At 52.1% G+C, this 21,512-nt stretch carries 22 protein-coding genes; 11 read left to right on the top strand and 11 right to left on the bottom strand.

Annotation, left to right across the window (positions count from 1 at the left end):
• Position 1: 1 nt before the first annotated feature.
• Complete coding sequence (locus FHD02_RS05830) at positions 2 to 256, bottom strand: GlsB/YeaQ/YmgE family stress response membrane protein (protein WP_006684222.1); 255 nt, start codon at positions 254 to 256, stop codon at positions 2 to 4.
• A 198-nt stretch (positions 257 to 454) separates the two neighbouring features.
• Here FHD02_RS05830 and FHD02_RS05825 point away from each other — a divergent pair, with 198 nt between their 5' ends.
• Positions 455 to 1,189: a flagellar brake protein gene (locus FHD02_RS05825; RefSeq protein WP_220393682.1), complete on the top strand. Its 735-nt coding sequence runs from the start codon at positions 455 to 457 to the stop codon at positions 1,187 to 1,189.
• An 11-nt stretch (positions 1,190 to 1,200) separates the two neighbouring features.
• Here the strand turns inward: FHD02_RS05825 and emtA are convergent, their stop codons facing one another.
• Positions 1,201 to 1,812 carry a membrane-bound lytic murein transglycosylase EmtA gene (gene emtA / locus FHD02_RS05820; RefSeq protein ID WP_151225551.1) on the bottom strand — a complete coding sequence of 204 codons (612 nt, stop codon included), beginning with the start codon at positions 1,810 to 1,812 and terminating at the stop codon, positions 1,201 to 1,203.
• Between the two features lie 98 nt (positions 1,813 to 1,910).
• Between emtA and ldcA the strand changes: the two genes are divergently transcribed.
• Positions 1,911 to 2,825, top strand: coding sequence for a muramoyltetrapeptide carboxypeptidase (gene ldcA / locus FHD02_RS05815; protein WP_220393681.1), 915 nt, complete (start codon positions 1,911 to 1,913; stop codon positions 2,823 to 2,825).
• A 97-nt stretch (positions 2,826 to 2,922) separates the two neighbouring features.
• On the top strand, positions 2,923 to 4,656 hold the full coding sequence (locus tag FHD02_RS05810; RefSeq protein ID WP_220393680.1) for a potassium/proton antiporter: 1,734 nt from the start codon (positions 2,923 to 2,925) through the stop codon (positions 4,654 to 4,656).
• Between the two features lie 101 nt (positions 4,657 to 4,757).
• Here FHD02_RS05810 and dadX read toward each other — a convergent pair whose 3' ends face one another.
• Positions 4,758 to 5,828, bottom strand: a complete 1,071-nt coding sequence (gene dadX, locus FHD02_RS05805; RefSeq protein ID WP_137350167.1) for a catabolic alanine racemase DadX — start codon at positions 5,826 to 5,828, stop codon at positions 4,758 to 4,760.
• Positions 5,829 to 5,840: 12 nt separating this feature from the next.
• Positions 5,841 to 7,139 (bottom strand): D-amino acid dehydrogenase, encoded by a 1,299-nt coding sequence (locus FHD02_RS05800; RefSeq protein WP_220393679.1) that lies wholly within the window; start codon positions 7,137 to 7,139, stop codon positions 5,841 to 5,843.
• 322 nt (positions 7,140 to 7,461) lie between these two features.
• On the opposite strand from FHD02_RS05800, the gene FHD02_RS05795 reads away from it, so the two are divergent.
• Positions 7,462 to 8,994 (top strand): SpoVR family protein, encoded by a 1,533-nt coding sequence (locus FHD02_RS05795; protein ID WP_006684212.1) that lies wholly within the window; start codon positions 7,462 to 7,464, stop codon positions 8,992 to 8,994.
• Between the two features lie 31 nt (positions 8,995 to 9,025).
• Here the strand turns inward: FHD02_RS05795 and fadR are convergent, their stop codons facing one another.
• A complete protein-coding gene (gene fadR, locus FHD02_RS05790; protein ID WP_038641229.1) occupies positions 9,026 to 9,745 on the bottom strand; it encodes a fatty acid metabolism transcriptional regulator FadR in 720 nt (239 codons plus the stop codon).
• A gap of 236 nt (positions 9,746 to 9,981) precedes the next feature.
• Between fadR and nhaB the strand changes: the two genes are divergently transcribed.
• The 3 genes from nhaB to FHD02_RS05775 all read left to right on the top strand — a co-directional run bounded on the left by nhaB (position 9,982) and on the right by FHD02_RS05775 (position 12,650).
• A complete protein-coding gene (gene nhaB, locus FHD02_RS05785) occupies positions 9,982 to 11,526 on the top strand; it encodes a Na(+)/H(+) antiporter NhaB (protein ID WP_137370532.1) in 1,545 nt (514 codons plus the stop codon).
• A 141-nt stretch (positions 11,527 to 11,667) separates the two neighbouring features.
• On the top strand, positions 11,668 to 12,198 hold the full coding sequence (gene dsbB, locus FHD02_RS05780; RefSeq protein WP_137348913.1) for a disulfide bond formation protein DsbB: 531 nt from the start codon (positions 11,668 to 11,670) through the stop codon (positions 12,196 to 12,198).
• A gap of 110 nt (positions 12,199 to 12,308) precedes the next feature.
• Positions 12,309 to 12,650: a DUF1971 domain-containing protein gene (locus tag FHD02_RS05775; RefSeq protein ID WP_042307882.1), complete on the top strand. Its 342-nt coding sequence runs from the start codon at positions 12,309 to 12,311 to the stop codon at positions 12,648 to 12,650.
• A gap of 29 nt (positions 12,651 to 12,679) precedes the next feature.
• Here the strand turns inward: FHD02_RS05775 and FHD02_RS05770 are convergent, their stop codons facing one another.
• The 3 genes from FHD02_RS05770 to FHD02_RS05760 form a co-directional block, all read right to left on the bottom strand.
• Positions 12,680 to 13,126 carry a YcgN family cysteine cluster protein gene (locus tag FHD02_RS05770; protein WP_003020944.1) on the bottom strand — a complete coding sequence of 149 codons (447 nt, stop codon included), beginning with the start codon at positions 13,124 to 13,126 and terminating at the stop codon, positions 12,680 to 12,682.
• Between the two features lie 92 nt (positions 13,127 to 13,218).
• Positions 13,219 to 13,878: a fumarylacetoacetate hydrolase family protein gene (locus tag FHD02_RS05765; RefSeq protein ID WP_042307880.1), complete on the bottom strand. Its 660-nt coding sequence runs from the start codon at positions 13,876 to 13,878 to the stop codon at positions 13,219 to 13,221.
• Positions 13,879 to 13,947: 69 nt separating this feature from the next.
• Positions 13,948 to 14,241 (bottom strand): YcgL domain-containing protein, encoded by a 294-nt coding sequence (locus tag FHD02_RS05760; RefSeq protein WP_220393678.1) that lies wholly within the window; start codon positions 14,239 to 14,241, stop codon positions 13,948 to 13,950.
• Positions 14,242 to 14,367: 126 nt separating this feature from the next.
• On the opposite strand from FHD02_RS05760, the gene minC reads away from it, so the two are divergent.
• From minC to minE, 3 genes are read left to right on the top strand one after another with little or no spacing between them, the layout of a single operon-like run.
• Entirely contained in the window at positions 14,368 to 15,075 is a 708-nt protein-coding gene (gene minC / locus FHD02_RS05755; protein WP_042307878.1) for a septum site-determining protein MinC, read from the top strand.
• 23 nt (positions 15,076 to 15,098) lie between these two features.
• Complete coding sequence (gene minD / locus FHD02_RS05750) at positions 15,099 to 15,911, top strand: septum site-determining protein MinD (RefSeq protein ID WP_042307876.1); 813 nt, start codon at positions 15,099 to 15,101, stop codon at positions 15,909 to 15,911.
• A gap of 3 nt (positions 15,912 to 15,914) precedes the next feature.
• Positions 15,915 to 16,181: a cell division topological specificity factor MinE gene (gene minE, locus FHD02_RS05745; RefSeq protein WP_003833739.1), complete on the top strand. Its 267-nt coding sequence runs from the start codon at positions 15,915 to 15,917 to the stop codon at positions 16,179 to 16,181.
• Between the two features lie 86 nt (positions 16,182 to 16,267).
• Here minE and FHD02_RS05740 read toward each other — a convergent pair whose 3' ends face one another.
• On the bottom strand, positions 16,268 to 17,185 hold the full coding sequence (locus FHD02_RS05740; protein WP_042307874.1) for a LysR family transcriptional regulator: 918 nt from the start codon (positions 17,183 to 17,185) through the stop codon (positions 16,268 to 16,270).
• Between the two features lie 103 nt (positions 17,186 to 17,288).
• Here FHD02_RS05740 and FHD02_RS05735 point away from each other — a divergent pair, with 103 nt between their 5' ends.
• Positions 17,289 to 18,374 carry a tartrate dehydrogenase gene (locus FHD02_RS05735; RefSeq protein ID WP_220393677.1) on the top strand — a complete coding sequence of 362 codons (1,086 nt, stop codon included), beginning with the start codon at positions 17,289 to 17,291 and terminating at the stop codon, positions 18,372 to 18,374.
• Positions 18,375 to 18,422: 48 nt separating this feature from the next.
• Here FHD02_RS05735 and rnd read toward each other — a convergent pair whose 3' ends face one another.
• Both rnd and fadD read right to left on the bottom strand, forming a co-directional pair.
• On the bottom strand, positions 18,423 to 19,538 hold the full coding sequence (rnd, locus tag FHD02_RS05730; protein ID WP_038641255.1) for a ribonuclease D: 1,116 nt from the start codon (positions 19,536 to 19,538) through the stop codon (positions 18,423 to 18,425).
• A gap of 84 nt (positions 19,539 to 19,622) precedes the next feature.
• Positions 19,623 to 21,308 (bottom strand): long-chain-fatty-acid--CoA ligase FadD, encoded by a 1,686-nt coding sequence (gene fadD / locus FHD02_RS05725; RefSeq protein ID WP_123261005.1) that lies wholly within the window; start codon positions 21,306 to 21,308, stop codon positions 19,623 to 19,625.
• Between the last annotated feature and the right edge of the window lie 204 nt (positions 21,309 to 21,512).

The raw sequence follows: 21,512 nt of genomic DNA, 5'->3' as shown, positions 1-21,512 counted from the left end.
ATTAATCTCGTCGTACAAGCCGGAAGACACCCAGCACGACAATCGCGCCGACCACGGCCACCAGGAAGCTGTGGAGATTAAATCCGCTGACATCACCGCCGATACCAAACATTGTTGCCAGCCATCCGCCGACCACAGCACCGACGATACCGAGGATACAGGTCAGGATAAAACCGCCGCCATCGCGCCCCGGCATAATCAGTTTGGCGATAACACCCGCAATCAGACCAAAAACAATCCAGGCAATAATTCCCATTTTCAGGCCCTCTTTCCAGTGAATGTGCGCTCGTTATTCCCGCGCCAGTGCATTAAGTATAGGCAAGCTGTTGGATGACGCTTTTACGCGCAGACTTAATTCATTGGCTTTAGTAAAAAATTTCATCCATTTGTCTTAAGTTCTGTCGTTTGATGCCGATAATCCAACGATAAACCCGGCATCCAGGAGTCATTAGGTGTGAGTATCTACAATGAGCAGTTCCTGAAGCAAAATCCGTTAGCGGTGTTAGGCGTACTCAGGGACTTAAATTCGCAGCAGGTTCCACTGCGTATCTCCTGGTCTGGTGGCCAGTTCATCAGCAAAATACTGGCAGTCACCCCGGACGAACTGATCATGGACTTTGGCAGTCAGGAATATGAAAACCAGGCCGTGCAGCGGGCCAGCCAGATCTCAGTTATCGCCGAAACGCAGGGTGCCAAAGTGGAATTCACCCTGCCGCAGCTTAAAAAAGGCGAGTATCAGCGGCTACCGGCATTTATCTCAACGCTGCCGCCTTCACTGTGGTTTATTCAGCGCCGGGAATATTTCCGTATCGGTGCGCCGCTGCACCCCCCCTATCGCTGCGCGGCAAAGATGCCGGACAACAGCATTCTGCATTTTCGCCTGTTCGATTTGTCTCTCGGCGGCATGGGTGGACTGTTAGAAACGGCAAAACCAGAGGGACTGGTAGAAGGCATGCGCTTCTCACACGTTGAACTGAACATGGCGCAATGGGGGGTGTACCACGTGGACGCCCAACTCATTTCTATTAGCGAGCGCAAAGTTATCGACAGCAAAAACGAAACCATTACCACTCCCCGCCTGAGCTTTCGTTTTCTCAACGTCGGCCCGGCGGTGGAGCGGAATTTACAGCGGATTATTTTTTCCCTTGAGCGCGAAGCCCGGGAAAAAGCAAACAAGGTGCGCGATTAACATCACCTGAATTACATCGCATCCAGCGCTTGTTGAAGCTTCCAGATATAGCGCGGAGCCTGCGGCGCCGGATGATTATCAGCCACATGTTCAATAAATTCATCCGGGCTGAGATCGTTGATCTTATTAATGGCTTTTTTTCTGTCGGAGGAGAATGTTCGCAGCAGTGCGCCCGCCCCGTTAGCGTACGACACCACCAGCGCATATTGCATCACCTGAGGATCTTCAATTCCGGCCAGCGGCCCGGTCTCAAGAATACTCAGGTAGGCGGCTCCCATCGAAATATTACGCTCAGGATTTTTCAGCTCGCTGGTCGACGGCTCTCCGCTCCATCCCATACGACGGTAAACATCGCGTCCTGACGTGGACGCTTTTAACTGCATCAGACCAATCGCATTCGATTTACTGACCGCATTCGGGTTTCCGCCAGATTCAATGGCGATGATAGCGGTAATCAATTGTGGGCTGACACCCCAGGCCGCACCGGCTTTTTCACTGATCGGCATCCATTGCATTGCGCGTTTGACCGGAACTTCAGCATTCCATGGCGGATTTTTGTAATCCTGTTTTGAACTACAACCCGCAAGTAATACAACCAAAAAAGCAAACCATCTCAATTTCACGTCATCTATCCTTATAGCCGGAACCTGTCGCTGAGGTGACAACGACATACCTACGCGGCATGATATACATTTGGTTTTAGTTGTAGCAAGGAAATGCCATGTCCCGGTTTCACTTAATTGCCCCTTCGGGCTACTGTATCAACCAGCAGGCTGCATTACGTGGGCTTGCGCGGCTTACTGAGGCCGGTCACCAGGTCGATAATTCAGCGGTCATTGCGCGCCGATGCCAGCGTTTTGCGGGCACAGAAGCAGAACGTCTGGCAGATGTGAACTCGCTCGTTAATCTGCACACGCCTGATACTATTGTCATGGCGGTACGCGGCGGCTATGGCGCGAGCCGTTTACTGGAAGGGATCGACTGGCAGGGACTGGCTGCTCGTCAGCAACAAAACCCGCTACTGCTGTGCGGGCACAGCGATTTTACGGCGATTCAGTGCGGTTTGCTGGCGCAGGGCAATGTGATTACCTTCAGCGGCCCAATGCTGGCGGCTAACTTCGGGGCCGAGGAGATGAACGCGTTTACCGAGCACCATTTCTGGCAGGCTTTGCGTCATCCCCAATTTACCCTTGAATGGCAGAGTAACGGCCCGGCGTGTGCGACCGAAGGTACGCTATGGGGCGGAAATCTGGCGATGATCATTTCGCTGATGGGCACACCGTGGATGCCCGCTATCGAAAACGGTGTGTTGGTGCTGGAAGACATTAATGAGCACCCATTCCGTATTGAACGCATGCTGCTGCAGCTATACCATGCGGGAATACTGGCCCGGCAGAACGCCATTATTCTTGGCAGTTTTAGCGGCAGTGCGCCCAATGACTATGACGCCGGTTACAGCCTTGATTCGGTTTGCGCTTTTCTACGCGACAGATTGTCAGTTCCGTTAATCAGCGGTCTCGATTTTGGTCATGAACAACGTACCGTCACCCTGCCTTTGGGGGCCAATGCGATGCTGAAAAACGATAAAAATGGCGCTCAGCTCACCATAAATGGTCATCCGGTACTTAAATCGTAAAAAAAGCTGCCAACAGGGCTAAGTAAAACGCTGTTTCTGTCGTTATTATGTTAGGGTTTGTTAATACGAAACAGCGTAATTCAGGAGTAAACGAACGTTGGATGCCGCAGCAATTTTTAGCCTTTTTATTTTGGGTTCCGTTCTCGTCACCTGCAGTATCTTACTCAGTTCATTCTCATCACGTCTTGGCATCCCTATTCTGGTGATATTTCTCGCTATCGGGATGTTAGCCGGTGTGGACGGTGTCGGCGGTATTCCTTTTGACAACTACCCTTTTGCCTACATGGTGAGTAACCTGGCGCTGGCGGTTATCCTTCTCGACGGCGGCATGCGTACCCAGGCCAGCTCTTTTCGCGTCGCGCTGGGTCCGGCACTATCGCTGGCGACCGTCGGGGTACTGATTACCTCCGGACTTACCGGCATGATGGCCGCATGGTTGTTTAATCTGGATCTCATTGAGGGACTATTGATTGGCGCGATAGTCGGTTCCACCGACGCGGCGGCGGTCTTTTCCCTGCTTGGCGGTAAGGGGCTTAACGAACGTGTTGGCTCCACACTGGAAATTGAATCCGGGAGTAATGACCCGATGGCGGTGTTTTTGACTATCACGCTTATCGCCATGATCCAAAACCACGAGACCGGTTTAAGCTGGATGTTCGCGGTGCATATTCTCCAACAGTTTGGCTTAGGGATTGTGCTGGGACTCGGCGGCGGCTACCTGCTGCAGCAAATGATTAACCGCATTTCGTTGCCTGCCGGGCTGTATCCGTTACTGGCCTTAAGCGGCGGGATCCTCATTTTTGCTCTGACTACCGCGCTGGAAGGCAGCGGTATTCTGGCGGTTTATCTGTGCGGTTTCCTGCTGGGTAATCGCCCGATCCGCAACCGATTTGGTATTCTGCAAAACTTCGATGGCCTGGCCTGGCTGGCGCAAATAGCCATGTTCCTGGTGCTGGGGCTACTGGTCACACCGTCCGACCTGCTGCCTATCGCGATTCCGGCGCTGATTTTGTCCGCGTGGATGATTTTCGTGGCACGTCCGCTGTCGGTCTTCGCCGGACTGCTGCCGTTCCGTGGCTTCAATCTGCGCGAGCGTATTTTTATCAGTTGGGTGGGCTTGCGCGGGGCAGTGCCGATCATCCTTGCCGTCTTCCCGATGATGGCGGGCCTGGAGAATGCGCGTCTGTTCTTTAATGTGGCCTTCTTCGTGGTTCTGATCTCCCTGCTGTTTCAGGGAACGTCGCTTTCCTGGGCGGCTAAAAAGGCCAAAGTGGTGGTTCCGCCGGTCGGCTGGCCCGTTTCGCGTATTGGTCTGGATATTCACCCGGATAACCCTTGGGAGCAGTTTGTTTATCAGCTCAGCGCGGATAAGTGGTGTGTGGGAGCCGCATTGCGCGATCTGCATATGCCGGAAGAAACGAGAATTGCCGCCCTGTTTCGTGACAATGTATTGTTTCATCCGTCGGGCAGCACGCGCCTGCGTGAAGGCGACGTGTTGTGCGTCATTGGTCGCGAGCGCGATCTCCCCGCTCTCGGCAAGCTATTCAGCCAGTCGCCGCCGGTATCGTTAGACCAGCGCTTCTTTGGGGATTTTATTCTCGAAGCCAGCGCAAAATATGCCGACGTGGCGCTGATATATGGCCTCGACGATGGCACAGAGTATCGCGATAAACAGCAAACGCTGGGTGAAATTGTTCAGCACCTGTTAGGCGCCGCGCCGGTCGTCGGTGACCAGGTGGAATTTGCTGGCATGATCTGGACGGTGGCAGAGAAAGAAGATAATGCGGTGCTGAAGGTTGGTGTTCGCGTTGCTGAAGATGAGGATGAGTAACGTAGCTGTTTTTGCCGGGTGGCGGCGGCGCCTACCCGGCATACAAAATACACTGCTTCTCCAGGCCTGAAAGCTGCGCGCCATCAGGCAATTTTACAAAGTTACACCGTCACAACCGGTACGCGCAGCGCCAGCGAACACATCAGCTCGTAGCCCACCGTACCCGCAGCAGCGGCCACATCGTCAATTTTAATCTCTTTGCCCCACAGCTCTACCGGCGTGCCGATCCCCGCCTGAGGACATGGCGTCAGATCAACCGCCAGCATATCCATTGAGACCGTTCCGACCGTTTTGGTGCGCACACCGTCCACCAGCACTGGCGTGCCGCTCGGCGCATGGCGCGGATAACCATCTGCATACCCGGTCGCCACAATGCCGATGCGTTGCTCTCCACTGGCGGTGTAACGCCCACCGTAGCCGACCCGATCGCCGGCTTTCAGCGTTTGTATGCCGATAATTTCGCTGCTTAACGTCATCACAGGTTTGAGACCTGTATTCGCGATGTCTCGCCATTGCCCCGACGGCGAAGCACCGTACAAGATGATGCCAGGGCGAACCCAGTCATAATGCGCTTCAGGATGCCACAGCGTGGCAGCTGAATTGGACAGTGACCGTCTGCACTCCAGCCCTTCTGTCGCCTGCGCAATACGCGTCATCGCTTCCTGAATGCCATTCGGGTGTTCTGCATCCGCGAAGTGCGACATCAGCGTCATTTCACCGACGTTGGGCATTGCCCGCAGCTGTTGCCAGACCGTGGAAACTCTGTCCGGTAGGAAACCCAGACGGTTCATGCCACTGTTCACCTTCAGATAAACATCGAGCGGTGCATTCAGACGCGCATTCTGCAATGCTTTAAGCTGCCAGTTACTATGCACACACGTTGTCAGACGATATTTGTCATATACCGTCAGGTCGTCGGCGTGGAAAAAACCCTCCAGCATTAATATCGGGCCTTTCCATCCCCGCTCGCGCAGGGTTATCGCCTCTTCAAGATTGAGCATGGCAAAACCGTCGGTTGTGCCCAGCGCATTCCATACTCGTTCAATGCCGTGTCCGTAGGCATTGGCTTTCACTACCGACCAGACGCGGGCGTCCGGTGCGGCCTGGCGCGTAATGGCCAGATTTTGTTTCAACGCCTGCAGGTCAATGCTGGCCAGTATCGGGCGGGTCATCTCTCGTCCTTATCAGTTATGTGCGCCGTGTAAATGCCGTGGACGAGAGGGGGTAAACCCCGGACTGTAACGCGCCACGCTCAAATCGTCGTAAGGAATGGCTGGGGTACGGCCAGACAAAATATCGCTCAGCAACTGGCCGGATCCACAGGCCATGGTCCAGCCCAGCGTGCCATGACCGGTATTGAGTAGCAGATTCTTAAAGCGGGTTCGTCCCACGACCGGCGTACCGTCCGGGGTCATCGGGCGCAGTCCGGTCCAGAATGTGGCCTGTTCCACATGACCGCCGCGCGGGAAAAGATCGCGTACGACCATCTCCAGCGTTTCGCGGCGTGGCTGCAGCAATTCGGTATTGAAGCCAACAATCTCCGCCATGCCGCCAGCGCGAATGCGGTTATCAAAGCGAGTAATGGCGATCTTGTAAGTTTCATCAAGGATAGTAGAAACCGGTGCCCCGTCATCCTGCGCCACTGGAATGGTCAAGGAATAACCTTTCAGCGGATAGACCGGAATATCCACGATCCCTTTGAGCATCGCCGTGGAGTAAGAGCCAAACGCCATCACATAAGCATCGGCTTTAATGATTTCCTCGCCACACTGAACGCCATATATTTGCTCACCTTCGCTGAGCAGCTTATCAACTGGGGTGTTAAAGCGGAACGTAACGCCCGCTTGCTCGGCCATCTGCGCCAGGCGCTGGGTAAACAGTTGGCAGTCACCGGTTTCGTCGTTCGGTAAACGCAGACCGCCGGTCAGCTTGTGCGCGACTTCTGCCAGTGCCGGTTCGACTTCAGCCAGGCGGTTTGCTTCCAGCAACTGATATGGCACGCCCGCGTCTTCGAGCACGGCGATATCGCGGGTGGCGTTCTCATACTGTTGAGCCGTACGGAACAGCTGTAACGTTCCGCCCTGACGTCCTTCATACTCAATACCGGTAGAGGCGCGCAGCGCTTTCAGACAATCACGGCTGTATTCCGCCAGCCGCACCATGCGACCTTTGTTTTCCATGTAGTGGCTGGTGTCGCAGTTGCGCAGCATTTGCCACATCCATTTCAACTGGAACTGGGTCCCGTCGAGACGGACGGCCAGCGGGGCATGGCGCTGAAACATCCATTTAATTGCTTTAAGCGGTACGCCTGGCGCCGCCCATGGTGCTGCATAACCTGGCGAGATTTGTCCGGCATTTGCCGCACTGGTTTCCAGTGCCGGACCGGGCTCACGATCAATGACGGTGACATCGTGTCCAGCCTGACTTAAGTACCAGGCGCTGGTCACGCCAACGACACCACTTCCCAGTATGACAACTCGCATAGCCACTCCGTTAACAGTAAAAGAACAATCATCTAATTACATCTTGATAACTCAGTTGAAAATATTATTCAACATATGGCTTTTTTATGGTGACTTATCTCACATATAGCGGTGATTGCAGGGAGCTCCCTGCTTTGGAATCTCATGCTGTGCGTTATTTTTATCCAGCATAAAATTTTGCGGACACGCCTTTTTTCCACGCCTCGCTATCGTGAAATCGCAAAGAAAAAATTTCTGCCGCAGCACGTTTTTTAACACCATGATCTATGCTTGAAATGAGGTACTCCAGACAGAGAGTGCCGCCAACAATGAGGGTGCGCGAATGGCTACGATTGATTCCATGAACAAGGACAGCACACGGTTAAGCGATGGACCCGACTGGACGTTTGATCTGCTGGATGTCTATCTGGCGGAAATAGACCGCGTGGCGAAACTCTACAGACTGGATACCTACCCGCACCAAATCGAGGTGATCACCTCCGAACAGATGATGGATGCCTACTCCAGCGTCGGGATGCCAATCAACTATCCGCACTGGTCGTTTGGTAAGAAGTTTATTGAAACCGAGCGCTTGTATAAGCATGGTCAGCAGGGACTGGCCTATGAAATCGTCATTAACTCCAATCCATGTATCGCGTATCTGATGGAAGAGAACACTATCACCATGCAGGCGCTGGTGATGGCGCATGCCTGCTACGGACATAACTCTTTCTTCAAAAATAACTACCTGTTCCGTAGCTGGACGGATGCCAGTTCCATTGTCGACTATCTGATCTTCGCGCGAAACTACATTACCCAGTGTGAAGAGCGTTACGGTGTGGATGAAGTCGAAAAGCTCCTCGACTCCTGCCATGCGCTGATGAACTACGGCGTGGACCGTTATAAACGACCGCAAAAAATCTCGCTACAGGAAGAGAAAGCCCGGCAGAAAAGCCGTGAAGAGTATCTGCAAAGCCAGGTGAATATGCTGTGGCGCACGCTGCCGAAAAAAGAGGAAGAGAAAACCATTTCCGAAGCGCGGCGATATCCTTCCGAGCCACAAGAAAACCTGCTGTATTTTATGGAGAAAAACGCGCCGCTGCTGGAATCCTGGCAGCGTGAGGTGTTACGCATCGTGCGCAAGGTCAGCCAGTATTTTTATCCGCAGAAACAAACGCAGGTGATGAACGAAGGCTGGGCCACCTTCTGGCATTACACCATTCTGAACCACCTTTATGATGAAGGTAAAGTTACCGAACGTTTTATGCTGGAGTTTCTGCATAGCCACACCAACGTGGTATTCCAGCCGCCGTACAATAGCCCGTGGTATAGCGGGATAAACCCTTACGCGCTGGGCTTTGCGATGTTCCAGGATATCAAGCGTATCTGTCAGTCCCCCACCGAAGAAGACAGATACTGGTTCCCGGATATTGCCGGTTCCGACTGGCTGGAAACCCTGCATTTCGCAATGCGCGATTTTAAAGATGAGAGCTTTATCAGTCAGTTCCTGTCACCAAAAGTGATGCGCGATTTCCGCCTGTTCACCGTGCTGGATGACGATCGCCACAATTACCTGGAGATTTCCGCTATCCATAATGAGGAAGGATATCGTGAAATTCGTAGCCGACTGTCGTCGCAATATAACCTCAGCAATCTGGAGCCGAATATTCAAATCTGGAATGTTGATCTGCGTGGCGACCGGTCACTCACCTTGCGTTATATTCCGCATAACCGCGCCCCGCTGGATAAAGGCCGCAAAGAGGTGTTGAAACATGTGCACCGGTTATGGGGTTTTGACGTGATGCTGGAGCAGCAGAATGAAGATGGCAGCGTGGAGCTGCTGGAGCGTTGCCCGCCGAGGATGAACGGTCTGTAAAAACAAAACCCCTCGAATGAGGGGTTTTTAATTAGCGTCCCTGAATAGCTAAATCGCCCGGCAGGTTCTTCTGCATGCGATGCCAAATCTCGCCGCTATCGTGACCGTAGCGGCGCACCGTTTCATAAACCTGCTCATGAGCACCCTGCTCGCACAGTTCTGACAGCTTACGATAGAAGCTCAGCGCCAGACCACGCGCTTCTGGATTGGCAAAATAATGACGACCAATGCGGGTATATAACCCTTTCATTCCGTTGAGGATCAGACCGTAAATCGGATTACCGGACGCAAATGCCAGACCGCGGAAAATGTTATAGTCCAGATCAGCGAACGCATCAGCATGGTCAGCTACCTGATTAGCTGTCGCCAACACCTCTTGCGCTTTATCAGGATGCTGGCGAAACGCGGTGCGGATAAAGATGGTTGAAATGTTGGTGCGCACAGACAGCAGATTATCGATCAACTGCGGTACGCTCTCGTGATCGAGGCGCGCCAGCGTTTCAAGAATATTCAACCCGGAGGTTTCCCAGAAGTTATTCACCTTCGTCGGTTTGCCGTGTTGAATGGTCAACCAGCCGTCCCGCGCCAGACGCTGTAATACTTCGCGCAACGTAGTACGTGTCACTCCGATCAGTTCAGAGAGTTCACGTTCAGCGGGCAAAATAGTGCCAGGTGGGAAGCGGTTATTCCAGATACTCTCAATGATGTACTCTTCCGCGAACCCCGCCGGGCTTTGCGCCTTAATGACCATAGTAATAATTCCATTACACAGCAAAACATAGTTACAGTTATCATACCAGACGGGTTTCATAGCTGATAGCTGACGAAATGAAGAAAAAGTGGATCAAGGCTTCATTTTACAGATAACGCTGATGCACACTCACCCTTGCCATTCACGTGAAGAGCTTGCCTGTGCTCCCTCCTCCCGCTAAGCTTTGCGGTCAAACATAACAACATGATTTCATTTTTAAAGGTAGGGAAATCACCATGGAGCTATCATGGAGCCGCGCGATGTGGCGCAATTTTTTAGGCCAGTCGCCAGACTGGTACAAACTTGCACTGCTCGTCTTCTTAGTCGTTAACCCGATTATCTTTTTCATCAATCCCTTTATTGCTGGCTGGCTGTTGGTGGCCGAGTTCATTTTTACGCTGGCGATGGCACTCAAGTGTTATCCGTTGCTGCCGGGTGGGCTGTTAGCCATCGAAGCCGTCATCATTGGCATGACCAGCGCCGCGCATGTGCGCGAAGAAGTTGCCGCCAACCTTGAGGTGTTATTGCTGCTGATGTTTATGGTGGCAGGCATCTACTTTATGAAGCAGCTGCTGTTGTTTATTTTCACCCGTCTTCTGCTCAGCATTCGTTCCAAGTCACTGCTGTCGCTCTCCTTTTGTATTGCTGCCGCTTTCCTCTCCGCGTTCCTTGACGCGTTGACCGTCGTTGCCGTGGTGATAAGCGTAGCGGTCGGTTTTTATGGCATCTACCATCGCGTGGCCTCTTCCCGAGGGGAAGATAACAATATGCTCGATGACAGCCATATCGATCAGCACAATAAGGTCGTTCTGGAGCAGTTCCGTGGTTTTCTGCGTAGTCTGATGATGCACGCAGGCGTCGGTACAGCGTTAGGCGGCGTAATGACCATGGTTGGCGAACCGCAAAACCTGATTATCGCCAAAGCAGCTGGCTGGCACTTTGGCGACTTCTTCCTGCGCATGTCGCCAGTCACCGTTCCGGTACTGATTTGCGGTCTGCTAACCTGCGTGCTGGTCGAGAAGTTACGTTGGTTTGGCTATGGCGAAACGCTGCCGGAGACCGTCCGCGATGTCCTGCAAAAATTTGACGATCAGAGCCGTCAGCAGAGAACCCGCCAGGACAAGATCAAACTGATTATCCAGGCGATTATCGGCGTCTGGCTGGTGGTCGCCCTGGCACTGCATCTGGCGGAAGTGGGATTAATTGGTCTGTCAGTGATTATTCTGGCAACATCGTTAACCGGCGTTACCGACGAACATGCTATTGGCAAAGCCTTTACCGAGTCGCTGCCCTTCACCGCCCTGCTGACCGTGTTCTTCTCTGTTGTTGCGGTGATCATCGATCAGCAGCTCTTTTCTCCGATTATTCAGTTCGTTTTACAAGCCTCTGAGCACGCGCAATTAACGCTGTTCTATCTGTTTAACGGTCTGCTGTCGTCTATTTCTGATAACGTTTTTGTCGGCACTATCTACATCAACGAAGCCAAAGCAGCCCTGGAGCATGGGACCATCAGCCTTAATCAGTATGAACTGTTAGCGGTGGCGATTAACACCGGGACCAACCTGCCTTCCGTGGCCACGCCAAACGGTCAGGCGGCGTTCCTGTTTCTGCTGACTTCCGCCCTGGCACCGTTGATTCGCCTCTCTTATGGTCGCATGGTATGGATGGCTCTACCTTATACCCTTGTCCTGACGCTCGTCGGGTTGCTTTGCGTGGAGTTCACGCTTGTACCAATGACAGAATGGATGACCCAGTCGGGCTGGTTAGCTACACTTTCATAACAATTAGCCGGGCAAATCACTGCCCGGTTTGACTTTTTGCATGATAATTATCCGATTACGCAAATTTTCAATTCCCGCTAGTGGCGCATAAAGTGAATTGGTTTAAACTGCGGTCTCTACGCATGTTGCAGGGAAATTATTATGTTGCGATTTTTAAACCAGTGTTCCCGTGGTCGTGGAGCATGGTTATTGTTGGCGTTTACCGCCTTTGCGCTGGAACTCGTCGCGCTGTGGTTCCAGCACGTCATGCTGCTAAAACCTTGCGTGTTGTGTATTTACGAACGTAGCGCATTATTTGGCGTAATGGGTGCGGGACTGGTGGGGGCTGTCGCGCCAAAAACACCGCTGCGCTATGTGGCGATGGTTATCTGGATTTACAGTGCCTGGCGCGGTCTTCAGTTAGCATATGAGCACACCATGATTCAGCTTCACCCGTCACCATTTATGACCTGTGATTTTGCCGCGCGCTTCCCGAGCTGGTTACCGCTGGATAAATGGCTGCCGCAGGTGTTTGTGGCATCCGGCGACTGCGCTGAGCGTCAGTGGTCGTTTTTAACCCTCGAAATGCCGCAGTGGCTGCTAGGGATCTTCGCCGCATATCTTGTTGTGGCAATACTGGTCGTCATAGCACAACCGTTCAAACCGAAAAAACGTGACCTTTTCGGTCGCTAACAGAGACGCTCCTCCGGGAGCGTTTTTTTTGCCTTAAATCCATTGCCTGCTGGCATCCATAAGATGTATATTAAATACATCTTATGGATGCCACACGAAGGAGATGTCTTATGTCCCATTTACGCATCCCGGCAAACTGGAAAGTGAAACGTTCTACTCCCTTCTTTACCAAAGACAACGTCCCGGCAGCACTTCTTTCTCACCATAACACCGCAGCAGGCGTGTTTGGTCAGCTCTGTGTAATGGAAGGTACGGTAACGTATTATGGCTTTGCCAATGAAGACGCAAAAGAGCCCGAAGTGAAAGTAGTGATTAATGCCGGTCAGTTCGCGACCAGCCCACCGCAGTACTGGCATCGCGTTGAATTAAGCGACGATGCGCAGTTCAACATCAATTTTTGGGTTGAAGACGACAACCATGGAGATGAGATGTATCAGGCGAAAAAGGCTTAACCCTTAACACCTGCTAATCGATGGGCGGCTCAGTCCGCCCATGAAGGTTTGTTCAAAATATGATCCTGCCAGTCACGCACTTCTGATTCTTTCACCGCTATATGACGTACCGAAATACGTTCGCCATGCATTGCCGCTTTCGACCCGGTCAGCAACGGATGCCATTCTGGCAACCCTTTTCCTTCCGCCAGCAGACGATAGGCGCAGGTCATCGGCAACCATTCAAAGGTAGGCAGATTATCACGCGTGAGCTTGATGCAGTCCGGCTCGTATTCGAACCGACGTTCGTAGTTACGGCACTGACAGGTTTTAATATTGAGCTGCTTACAGGCGACGTTGGTAAAATAGATTTCGTCGGTGTCTTCATCCATCAGCTTATGCAGGCAGCATTGACCACACCCATCACATAATGACTCCCACTCGGCATCGGTCATTTCATCAAGGGTTTTACTTTGCCAGAAAGGTATGTCGCTCATCAGGGTATCCGCTATCGTAATAAAGCTGCACCTTATAACCAGTCTGGCACGCTGATGCAAGTTTTGCCGCCCAAAAAGGCGGCAAGCAGAGATTACAGCACGCGGGTGGTCAGAGTTTGTCCGTGGAAACTGATAGCCAGTTCATCACCACTGCTTAACGGCCCAACACCTGCTGGCGTCCCCGTCAGCACAACATCGCCCGCTTTGAGCGTAAAGAAACGGCTCATATAGGCAATCAAAGGAACAATGGGATGGATCATATCTGCCGTCGAGCCGTGCTGGCGCGTTTCGCCGTTTACCGTCAGGCCGAGCATCGTATCCTGCGGATCACCATCAAATTCTGCCACAGGGATAAATCCTGACAGCGGACAAGAGTTATCAAAGCCCTTGGCTTTTTCCCACGGCTGCCCGGCTTTCTTCATTTTCCCCTGAATATCGCGCAGAGTCAGATCCAGCGCTACACCATAGCCAGCAATGGCTTTACGCACATGTTCTTCGGTCGCCTGACGCAAGGTCGCGCCAATCAGTACGGCCAGCTCAACCTCATGGTGAACCGCCCCCATATCGGATGGGATCACCAGCGGTTGACGCAAATCACACAGCGCAGTTTCCGGTTTGATAAACAGTACCGGCTCTTCTGGGGTGGTTCCCCCCATCTCTTTTATATGGTTGGCATAGTTACTGCCTACACAAACTACCTTACTCACCGGATAATCCAGCAGAGCACCATGCCAGTTGTGATGTTGATACATTACTTTCCCCTAACGTAGTCATAGATTTCAGGTACTGCATCGATGGAACGTGCTGCTGCCGGATGCAGTTTAACGTTTAGCGTCTGATGTATTTTGTTTGGCCGCTGCCAGATGTTGTTTGAGTAAATCTTCTGGCGCTGGCGGTATTTGTAAATAATAGCCCTGCTCGGTTAGCGCCTGTTTTACTTTTTCAAGATCGGCATTAACCAGTTTTTTTCGACCATCAAGCGGCAGCATCATCGCCAGCGTTGGCTGCCCAAATCCTTTCATCAGTTCTTCAGGAACTCGCGAGAAATCGTCTTTTTTTTCGACATATAAATAAGTCTGGTCACGTTTGCTGCTTCGGTAGATCACACAAAACATATCTTTTACTCTGAATTCACGGAATGGTGGCTTGCCTCAATATAATACTGACTATAACATGCCTTATAGTCTTCGGAATATCACCCCGCACTGGGGATGATAAATAGCAAATTGAGTAAGGCCAGGATGTCAAACACGCCAATCGAGCTTAAAGGCAGTAGCTTCACCTTATCAGTGGTTCATTTACATGAAGCAGAACCCGAGGTTATTCGTCAGGCGTTGGAAGACAAAATCGCGCAGGCACCTGCATTTTTAAAACATGCTCCCGTGGTGATTAACGTGAGTGGTCTCGAAAGCCCGGTAAACTGGTCGGCGCTGCAGGAAGTTGTCGCGTCTACCGGCTTGCGCATTATCGGCGTTAGCGGATGCAAAGACGCCCGATTAAAGGCTGAAATTGACGAAATGGGACTTCCTTTACTGACTGAAGGTAAAGAAAAAGCTCTTCGTCCCGCGCCTGTTGAGGCTCCCGTTCCCGTCCCGCCGCCGCAAAACGTTACTCCCGTCACAAAAACACGATTAATAAATGTACCGGTTCGTTCCGGTCAGCGCATTTATGCTCCACAATGTGATCTGATTGTTACAAGCCACGTCAGTGCGGGCGCAGAGCTTATCGCTGATGGCAATATTCATGTTTATGGGATGATGAGAGGCCGTGCGCTGGCAGGGGCAAGCGGTGACCGGGAAGCGCAAATTTTTTGTACCCATCTGACGGCAGAACTGGTGTCTATCGCAGGTGTTTATTGGCTGAGTGATAAAATCCCAGCAGAATTTTATGGCAAAGCGGCTCGTCTGCAATTAGCAGAGAACGCTTTGACAGTTCAACCGTTGAATTGATCCCTTTTTAACAAGGAATTTCTATGGCACGCATTATTGTTGTTACTTCGGGTAAAGGGGGCGTTGGCAAAACCACCTCCAGCGCGGCCATCGCTACAGGTTTGGCCCAGAAGGGAAAGAAAACTGTCGTTATTGATTTTGATATCGGCCTGCGTAACCTTGATCTGATTATGGGTTGTGAACGCCGCGTCGTTTACGACTTCGTCAATGTTATTCAGGGCGATGCGTCGTTAAATCAGGCGTTAATCAAAGATAAGCGTACCGAGAATCTCTTTATTCTTCCGGCCTCACAGACCCGCGATAAAGACGCGCTGACCCGTGAAGGCGTCGCAAAAGTTCTCGACGATCTGAAAGCGATGGACTTTGACTTCATCGTCTGCGATTCCCCGGCGGGTATTGAAACCGGCGCGCTGATGGCCCTGTATTTTGCCGATGAAGCCATTATCACCACTAACCCGGAAGTCTCTTCTGTACGTGACTCTGACCGTATTCTGGGTATTCTGGCGTCGAAATCCCGTCGCGCAGAAAACAGTGAAGAGCCGATTAAAGAACATCTGTTGCTTACGCGCTACAACCCTGGCCGCGTAAATAAAGGTGACATGCTGAGCATGGAAGACGTACTGGAAATTCTGCGAATCAAGCTGGTTGGCGTGATTCCTGAAGATCAGTCAGTCCTGCGCGCGTCTAACCAGGGTGAGCCGGTTATTCTCGACATCAATGCTGATGCCGGTAAAGCCTATGCTGATACCGTAGACCGTCTGTTGGGAGAAGAACGTCCTTTCCGCTTCATTGAAGAAGAGAAGAAAGGTTTCCTCAAACGCCTGTTCGGAGGATAAGTTATGGCATTACTGGATTTTTTTCTCTCGCGGAAAAAGAGCACAGCAAACATCGCTAAAGAGCGACTGCAGATTATTGTTGCGGAACGCCGTCGTAGTGACGCCGAGCCACATTATTTACCGCAACTGAGGAAGGATATTCTCGACGTTATCTGCAAGTATGTACAAATCGATCCAGAAATGGTCACCGTACAGCTTGAACAAAAAGACGGCGATATTTCGATCCTTGAACTCAACGTGACATTACCGGAAGCAGAAGAGTCTAAATAACCTTTTGTGTAACTACGTCATGATTGCAAAAAAGGCAGAGTATTCTGCCTTTTTTAATTTCAGTCCTTTGCCAACCAGCAACACATTTATTCCAAAGTAAACTTCGGGTAGTTTTCGGCAAAATAGCGGCGTAAATACTCAACGGTAATACGGATTTTTGCCGACGTTGCCAGACGTGAAACATAAACCGCCCAAATATTTGCTGGTTGATAATACTCAGGCAATATGTGTATCAGATGTCCGCTGGCAATGTTGTTACAGACATCCCACCATGAACGCAGAGCAATTCCCTGACCGTCAAGACACCATTGATGCACCACTTCGCCATGATTAGATGACAGAGGTCCCGTGACTTTAATTGAGTGAGTCCCCTCTTTATTGCGCATTTGCCAGATACCAAACGGATGGTCACGCTCTTTAATGACCAGACAGGGAAAAGTAGAGAGATCGTTCAGTTGCTTCGGCATTCCATGCTGCGCCACAAACTCCGGCGAGGCGCAAAGAATGCGATAGTTTGTCGCCAGTTTACGGGCAATCAGATTAGGTGCGATATCATCCCCGATACGAATATCAAGATCGACTCCCTCATTCACCAGATCCACCAGACGGTCTTCAACATCGAACCTCAGCTCCAGCTGTGGGTACTCTTTCGCCAGCGCAGACAACGCAGGAGCCACCACCCGGCGGCCAAAACCAAAGCTACTGATAATACGTAACATCCCTTGCGGGATCTGCCTGACATCGGACAGCTCATCCATCATCTGATCGACATCCTGCAGGATCCGCTGCGCCCATTCGTATATCCGCTCTCCCTCTTCTGTGATGGTCACCCGCCGTGTTGTGCGGTGTAACAGCACCACGTTCAGCGTCAGCTCCAGCATCGCTACACGCTTACTGATATAAGCCGGTGATACACCCAACTCTTCGGCGACGGCAGCAAAACCCGCGCGACGCGCAACTAGCATAAAGACGCGCAAATCATTTAACAGCGGCAGATTATTCATGATCTGTGTTTTATGTTTCACCAGTTAGGGGGATTAACTATCGTTCAGTCAATTATAGGATGAGGGGAAAGTCAATTTTGATGGCGTACAAGTGAGAGCTGCTATGAAGAAAACCTGTCGTATTGCCGCTATCCCCGGAGATGGCATTGGTAAAGAAGTCCTGCCTGAAGGCATTCATGTGTTACAGGCAGCCGCCGAACGCTGGGGTTTGTCGCTCAGCTTTGAACAAATGGAATGGGCCAGTTGCGAATACTATGCACATTACGGCAAGATGATGCCGGATGACTGGCGTGAACAGTTGCAATCCTTCGATGCTATCTATTTTGGTGCCGTGGGCTGGCCGGACACCGTCCCGGACCACATCTCACTCTGGGGTTCGCTGCTTAAGTTTCGCCGTGAATTCGATCAGTACGTTAACCTGCGCCCGGTGCGGCTGTTCCCCGGCGTCCCTTGTCCGCTGGCAGGCAAAAAGCCGGGCGACATTGATTTCTATGTCGTGCGTGAGAACACCGAGGGGGAGTACTCTTCCCTCGGCGGACGCGTGAGCGAAGGTACCGAACACGAGATGGTGATCCAGGAGTCGGTCTTCACTCGTCGTGGTGTCGATCGTATACTGCGTTATGCCTTTGAACTGGCGCAAAGCCGCCCGCGCAAAACGCTAACTTCAGCGACTAAATCAAACGGTCTTGCCATCAGCATGCCCTACTGGGACGAGCGTGTCGAAGCGATGGCGGCTAACTATCCCGAGATCCGCTGGGATAAACAGCATATTGATATTCTCTGTGCTCGCTTTGTGATGCAGCCGGAACGTTTTGACGTCGTAGTTGCTTCCAATCTGTTTGGCGATATTCTCTCCGATCTCGGTCCGGCCTGTACTGGTACAATTGGCATTGCGCCATCTGCCAACTTAAACCCGGAACGCACCTTTCCGTCACTGTTCGAGCCGGTACATGGTTCAGCCCCTGATATCTACGGTAAAAATATCGCCAACCCAATCGCGACAATCTGGGCTGGCGCGATGATGCTCGACTTTCTTGGCAACGGTGATGCCAACTATAAGGCCGCCCACGACGGCATTCTGGCGGCAATTGAGCAAGTTATTGCCAGCGGTCCGAAAACGCCAGATATGAAAGGTAACGCCACCACACAGCAGGTTGGCGAGGCCATTAGTCGGGCACTGCGCGGTTAACCTCCGTGCCATTAAATACGGGAGCACCTGGCTCCCGTTTTAGCTTGCTTACTGCGGATACTCCAACAGCAGCGCGTTGAGACGCTCAGCCATCAGTTCGCCACGCCAGCCGGAAATCAGCTCAGGCAGGGATTGCTGCGGCTTTAATTTCCAGTGCCAGTTGAGCAACTGGTTGATCTGGCGGCGTGAAGCCAGCAGTTCGACGCTGAGATTTTGCTCCGCACTGACTTCGGCAACCAGCGCCTTAATGGCTTTGAACGCCTTGCGGTAGCCTGGCATATCCATCAAATTCAGTAGCGGTTGCGGCAGCGACGCTTCCGGTAAAGCCTGTGCTTTCTCGACAAGAGAAATCAGCGTCTTGCCGTGGAAGCGAATTTCGCTGCCCGAAAGACCCAGGCTGTCCAGTTCGCCCAGACTGCCCGGCATATAACGCGCCACCGCCCATAAGTGTTCTTCACGCACCACAAAGTTTACCGCCAGATCGCGCTCGCGCGCTTTACGCAGCCGCCAGTCGGCAAGCAGTTGCAGACAGGCCAACTGACGGGTACGCAGTTGCCAGGCGTTGGTGATCTCGCGCCAGGCATCCTCGGGTGCCAGAATCTCCTGGCGACGCTGCTGCATTAAGCGACATTCGTCCAGCGCGGCGGGCAGCCAACCGCTGGCTTCGGTTTCAGCCATCAGCGTTGTGGTGATCGGTAACAGATACCAGACGTCAGCCGCCGCATATTCACACTGGCGCTCGGTCAGCGGCCTGGCCAGCCAGTCGGTACGGGATTCGCTTTTGTCCAGGGCTATGCCGGTAAACTCTTCCACCATCGCGGCAAACCCCCACGACAGCGGACGACCGCAAAAAGCGGCGAGGATTTGTGTGTCAATCAATGGCTGAGGGAGTTCCCCAAAGGCATTGAGAAACACCTCCAGATCTTCACTACCGGCATGCAGAAACTTGGTTATCGCCGTATCACGTAAAATATCGCGTAGTGGTGACCAGTCAGTGATCCCCTGTGGGTCAATCAGAGCAACGTGTTTGCCATCAAACAGCTGGATCAACCCCAACTGCGGATAATAGGTACGCGTGCGAACAAATTCGGTATCCAGGGCTATCGCCGGAAATTCACGGACGGCTTCGCACAGCGTGGCCAACGCGTCGTCCGTAGTGATCATTTGATAATTCAAATCGTGCTCTCTTAGGTTTACGCCAAAAAAAACGCCGGATTACCCGGCGTTTTCTGCTGGCTGACTTAACGCTCAGCCTTTATTGTCCACTTTGGCGCGTGCTTCGTCACGTAATTCTCGTCGCAAAATCTTACCAACGTTAGATTTTGGCAACTCATCACGAAACTCCACCAGCTTCGGTACTTTATAGCCCGTCAGATGGCGACGACAAAAAGTGACCAGCGCTTCTTCGGTTAATGAGGCATCTTTCTTCACCACGAAGATTTTTACCGCCTCACCGCTGCTGCCCGATGGAACGCCAACCGCAGCGACTTCCTGTACGCCAGAATGTTGCATCACCACGTCTTCAATTTCATTCGGATAAACGTTAAAGCCGGACACCAGGATCATATCTTTCTTACGATCGACAATCCGCAGGAAGCCTTCATCATCCATCACCGCAATATCGCCAGTGTGCAACCAGCCGTCTTTGACGATTTCATCGGTCGCATCCGGTCGCTGCCAGTAACCCAGCATCACCTGTGGGCCTTTCACGCACAGTTCGCCCGGCTCACCCGGCGGCACTTCGTTATCGTCGTCATCCACCAGTTTGACCTCGGTGGAAGGAACCGGTAAACCGATACTGCCGCTGTGATAGTCGATATCGTGAGGGTTAACACTCACCAGCGGGGCGCACTCCGTCAGGCCATAGCCTTCCAGCAGATACTGACCCGTCAGCTTCACCCAACGCTCGGCCACCGCCTGTTGAACCGGCATGCCACCGCCTGCCGAAAGATGTAGCGAGGAGAAATCCAGTTGCTGGAACTCTTTGTTATTCAGCAGCGCGTTAAACAGCGTGTTGACGCCGGTCATCGCGGTGAATGGATATTTCGCCAGCTCTTTTACCAGTCCCGGAATATCACGCGGATTAGTAATCAGCAGGTTTTGACCACCCAGCTCAATAAACAGCAGGCAGTTCATTGTCAGCGCGAAAATGTGATACAGCGGTAAGGCCGTTACCACCAACTCTTTACCCGGATGCAGCAACGGTCCATAGGTGGCGTTAACCTGTTCAAGGTTAGCCAGCATGTTGCGGTGCGTGAGCATCGCGCCTTTCGCCACACCGGTTGTCCCGCCGGTATATTGCAGGAACGCCAGATCTTCCGACACCACTTCGGGCTTCACATACTGCATGCGATAACCGTTTTGCAGCGCACTGCGAAACGAGATGGCATCCGGCAGGTGATATTTCGGCACCAGGCGTTTAATGTACTTGACGACAAAGTTAACCAGCGTCCCTTTGGCGGTAGAAAGTTGATCGCCCATACGCGTCAGAATCACATGTTGCACCGACGTTTTATCGACCACCTTTTCCAGCGTGTGAGCAAAGTTAGACACGATGACAATCGCCGACGCGCCGCTGTCATTGAGCTGATGTTCCAGCTCGCGCGGCGTGTACAGGGGATTCACATTCACGACGATCATGCCGGCACGTAAAATCCCAAACAGGGCGACCGGATATTGCAGCAGGTTCGGCATCATCAGCGCGACGCGATCGCCCTTTTTCAGCCCGAGCCCTTGTTGCAAATAGGCCGCAAACGCCCGGCTGCGCTCTTCAAGCTTGCGGAAGGTCATCACCTCCCCCATGTTTACAAACGCGGGCTGATCGGCATAGCGCCTTACTGAGTGTTCAAAGAGTTCCACCAGGGATTGATAACGGTCAGGATTGATCTCCGCAGGGACACCAGCGGGATAACGGTTAAGCCAAACCTTTTTCAATACATCACCTCTAAAATGCATATTCGTCGTCATCACAACCCCAGGCAATAAACAAACTGTTAACATAATATTAACTCAGCGTACCAGTTTGTTTATTACACAACGACAAGGTTGCGAAGCACGTCACTATTTATTTTTCTTATATCCACGTTAATGCAGAAACAGCGGACGAGCCGCTGTTTCTTTTACTAATAAAACAAAGAG

The organism is Citrobacter sp. EC_71 (genome assembly GCF_019584005.1).
GTDB lineage: Bacteria > Pseudomonadota > Gammaproteobacteria > Enterobacterales > Enterobacteriaceae > Citrobacter > Citrobacter werkmanii.
The sequence above is the reverse complement of the archived record's forward strand: the minus strand, read 5'-3'. Positions and strand labels throughout refer to the sequence as shown.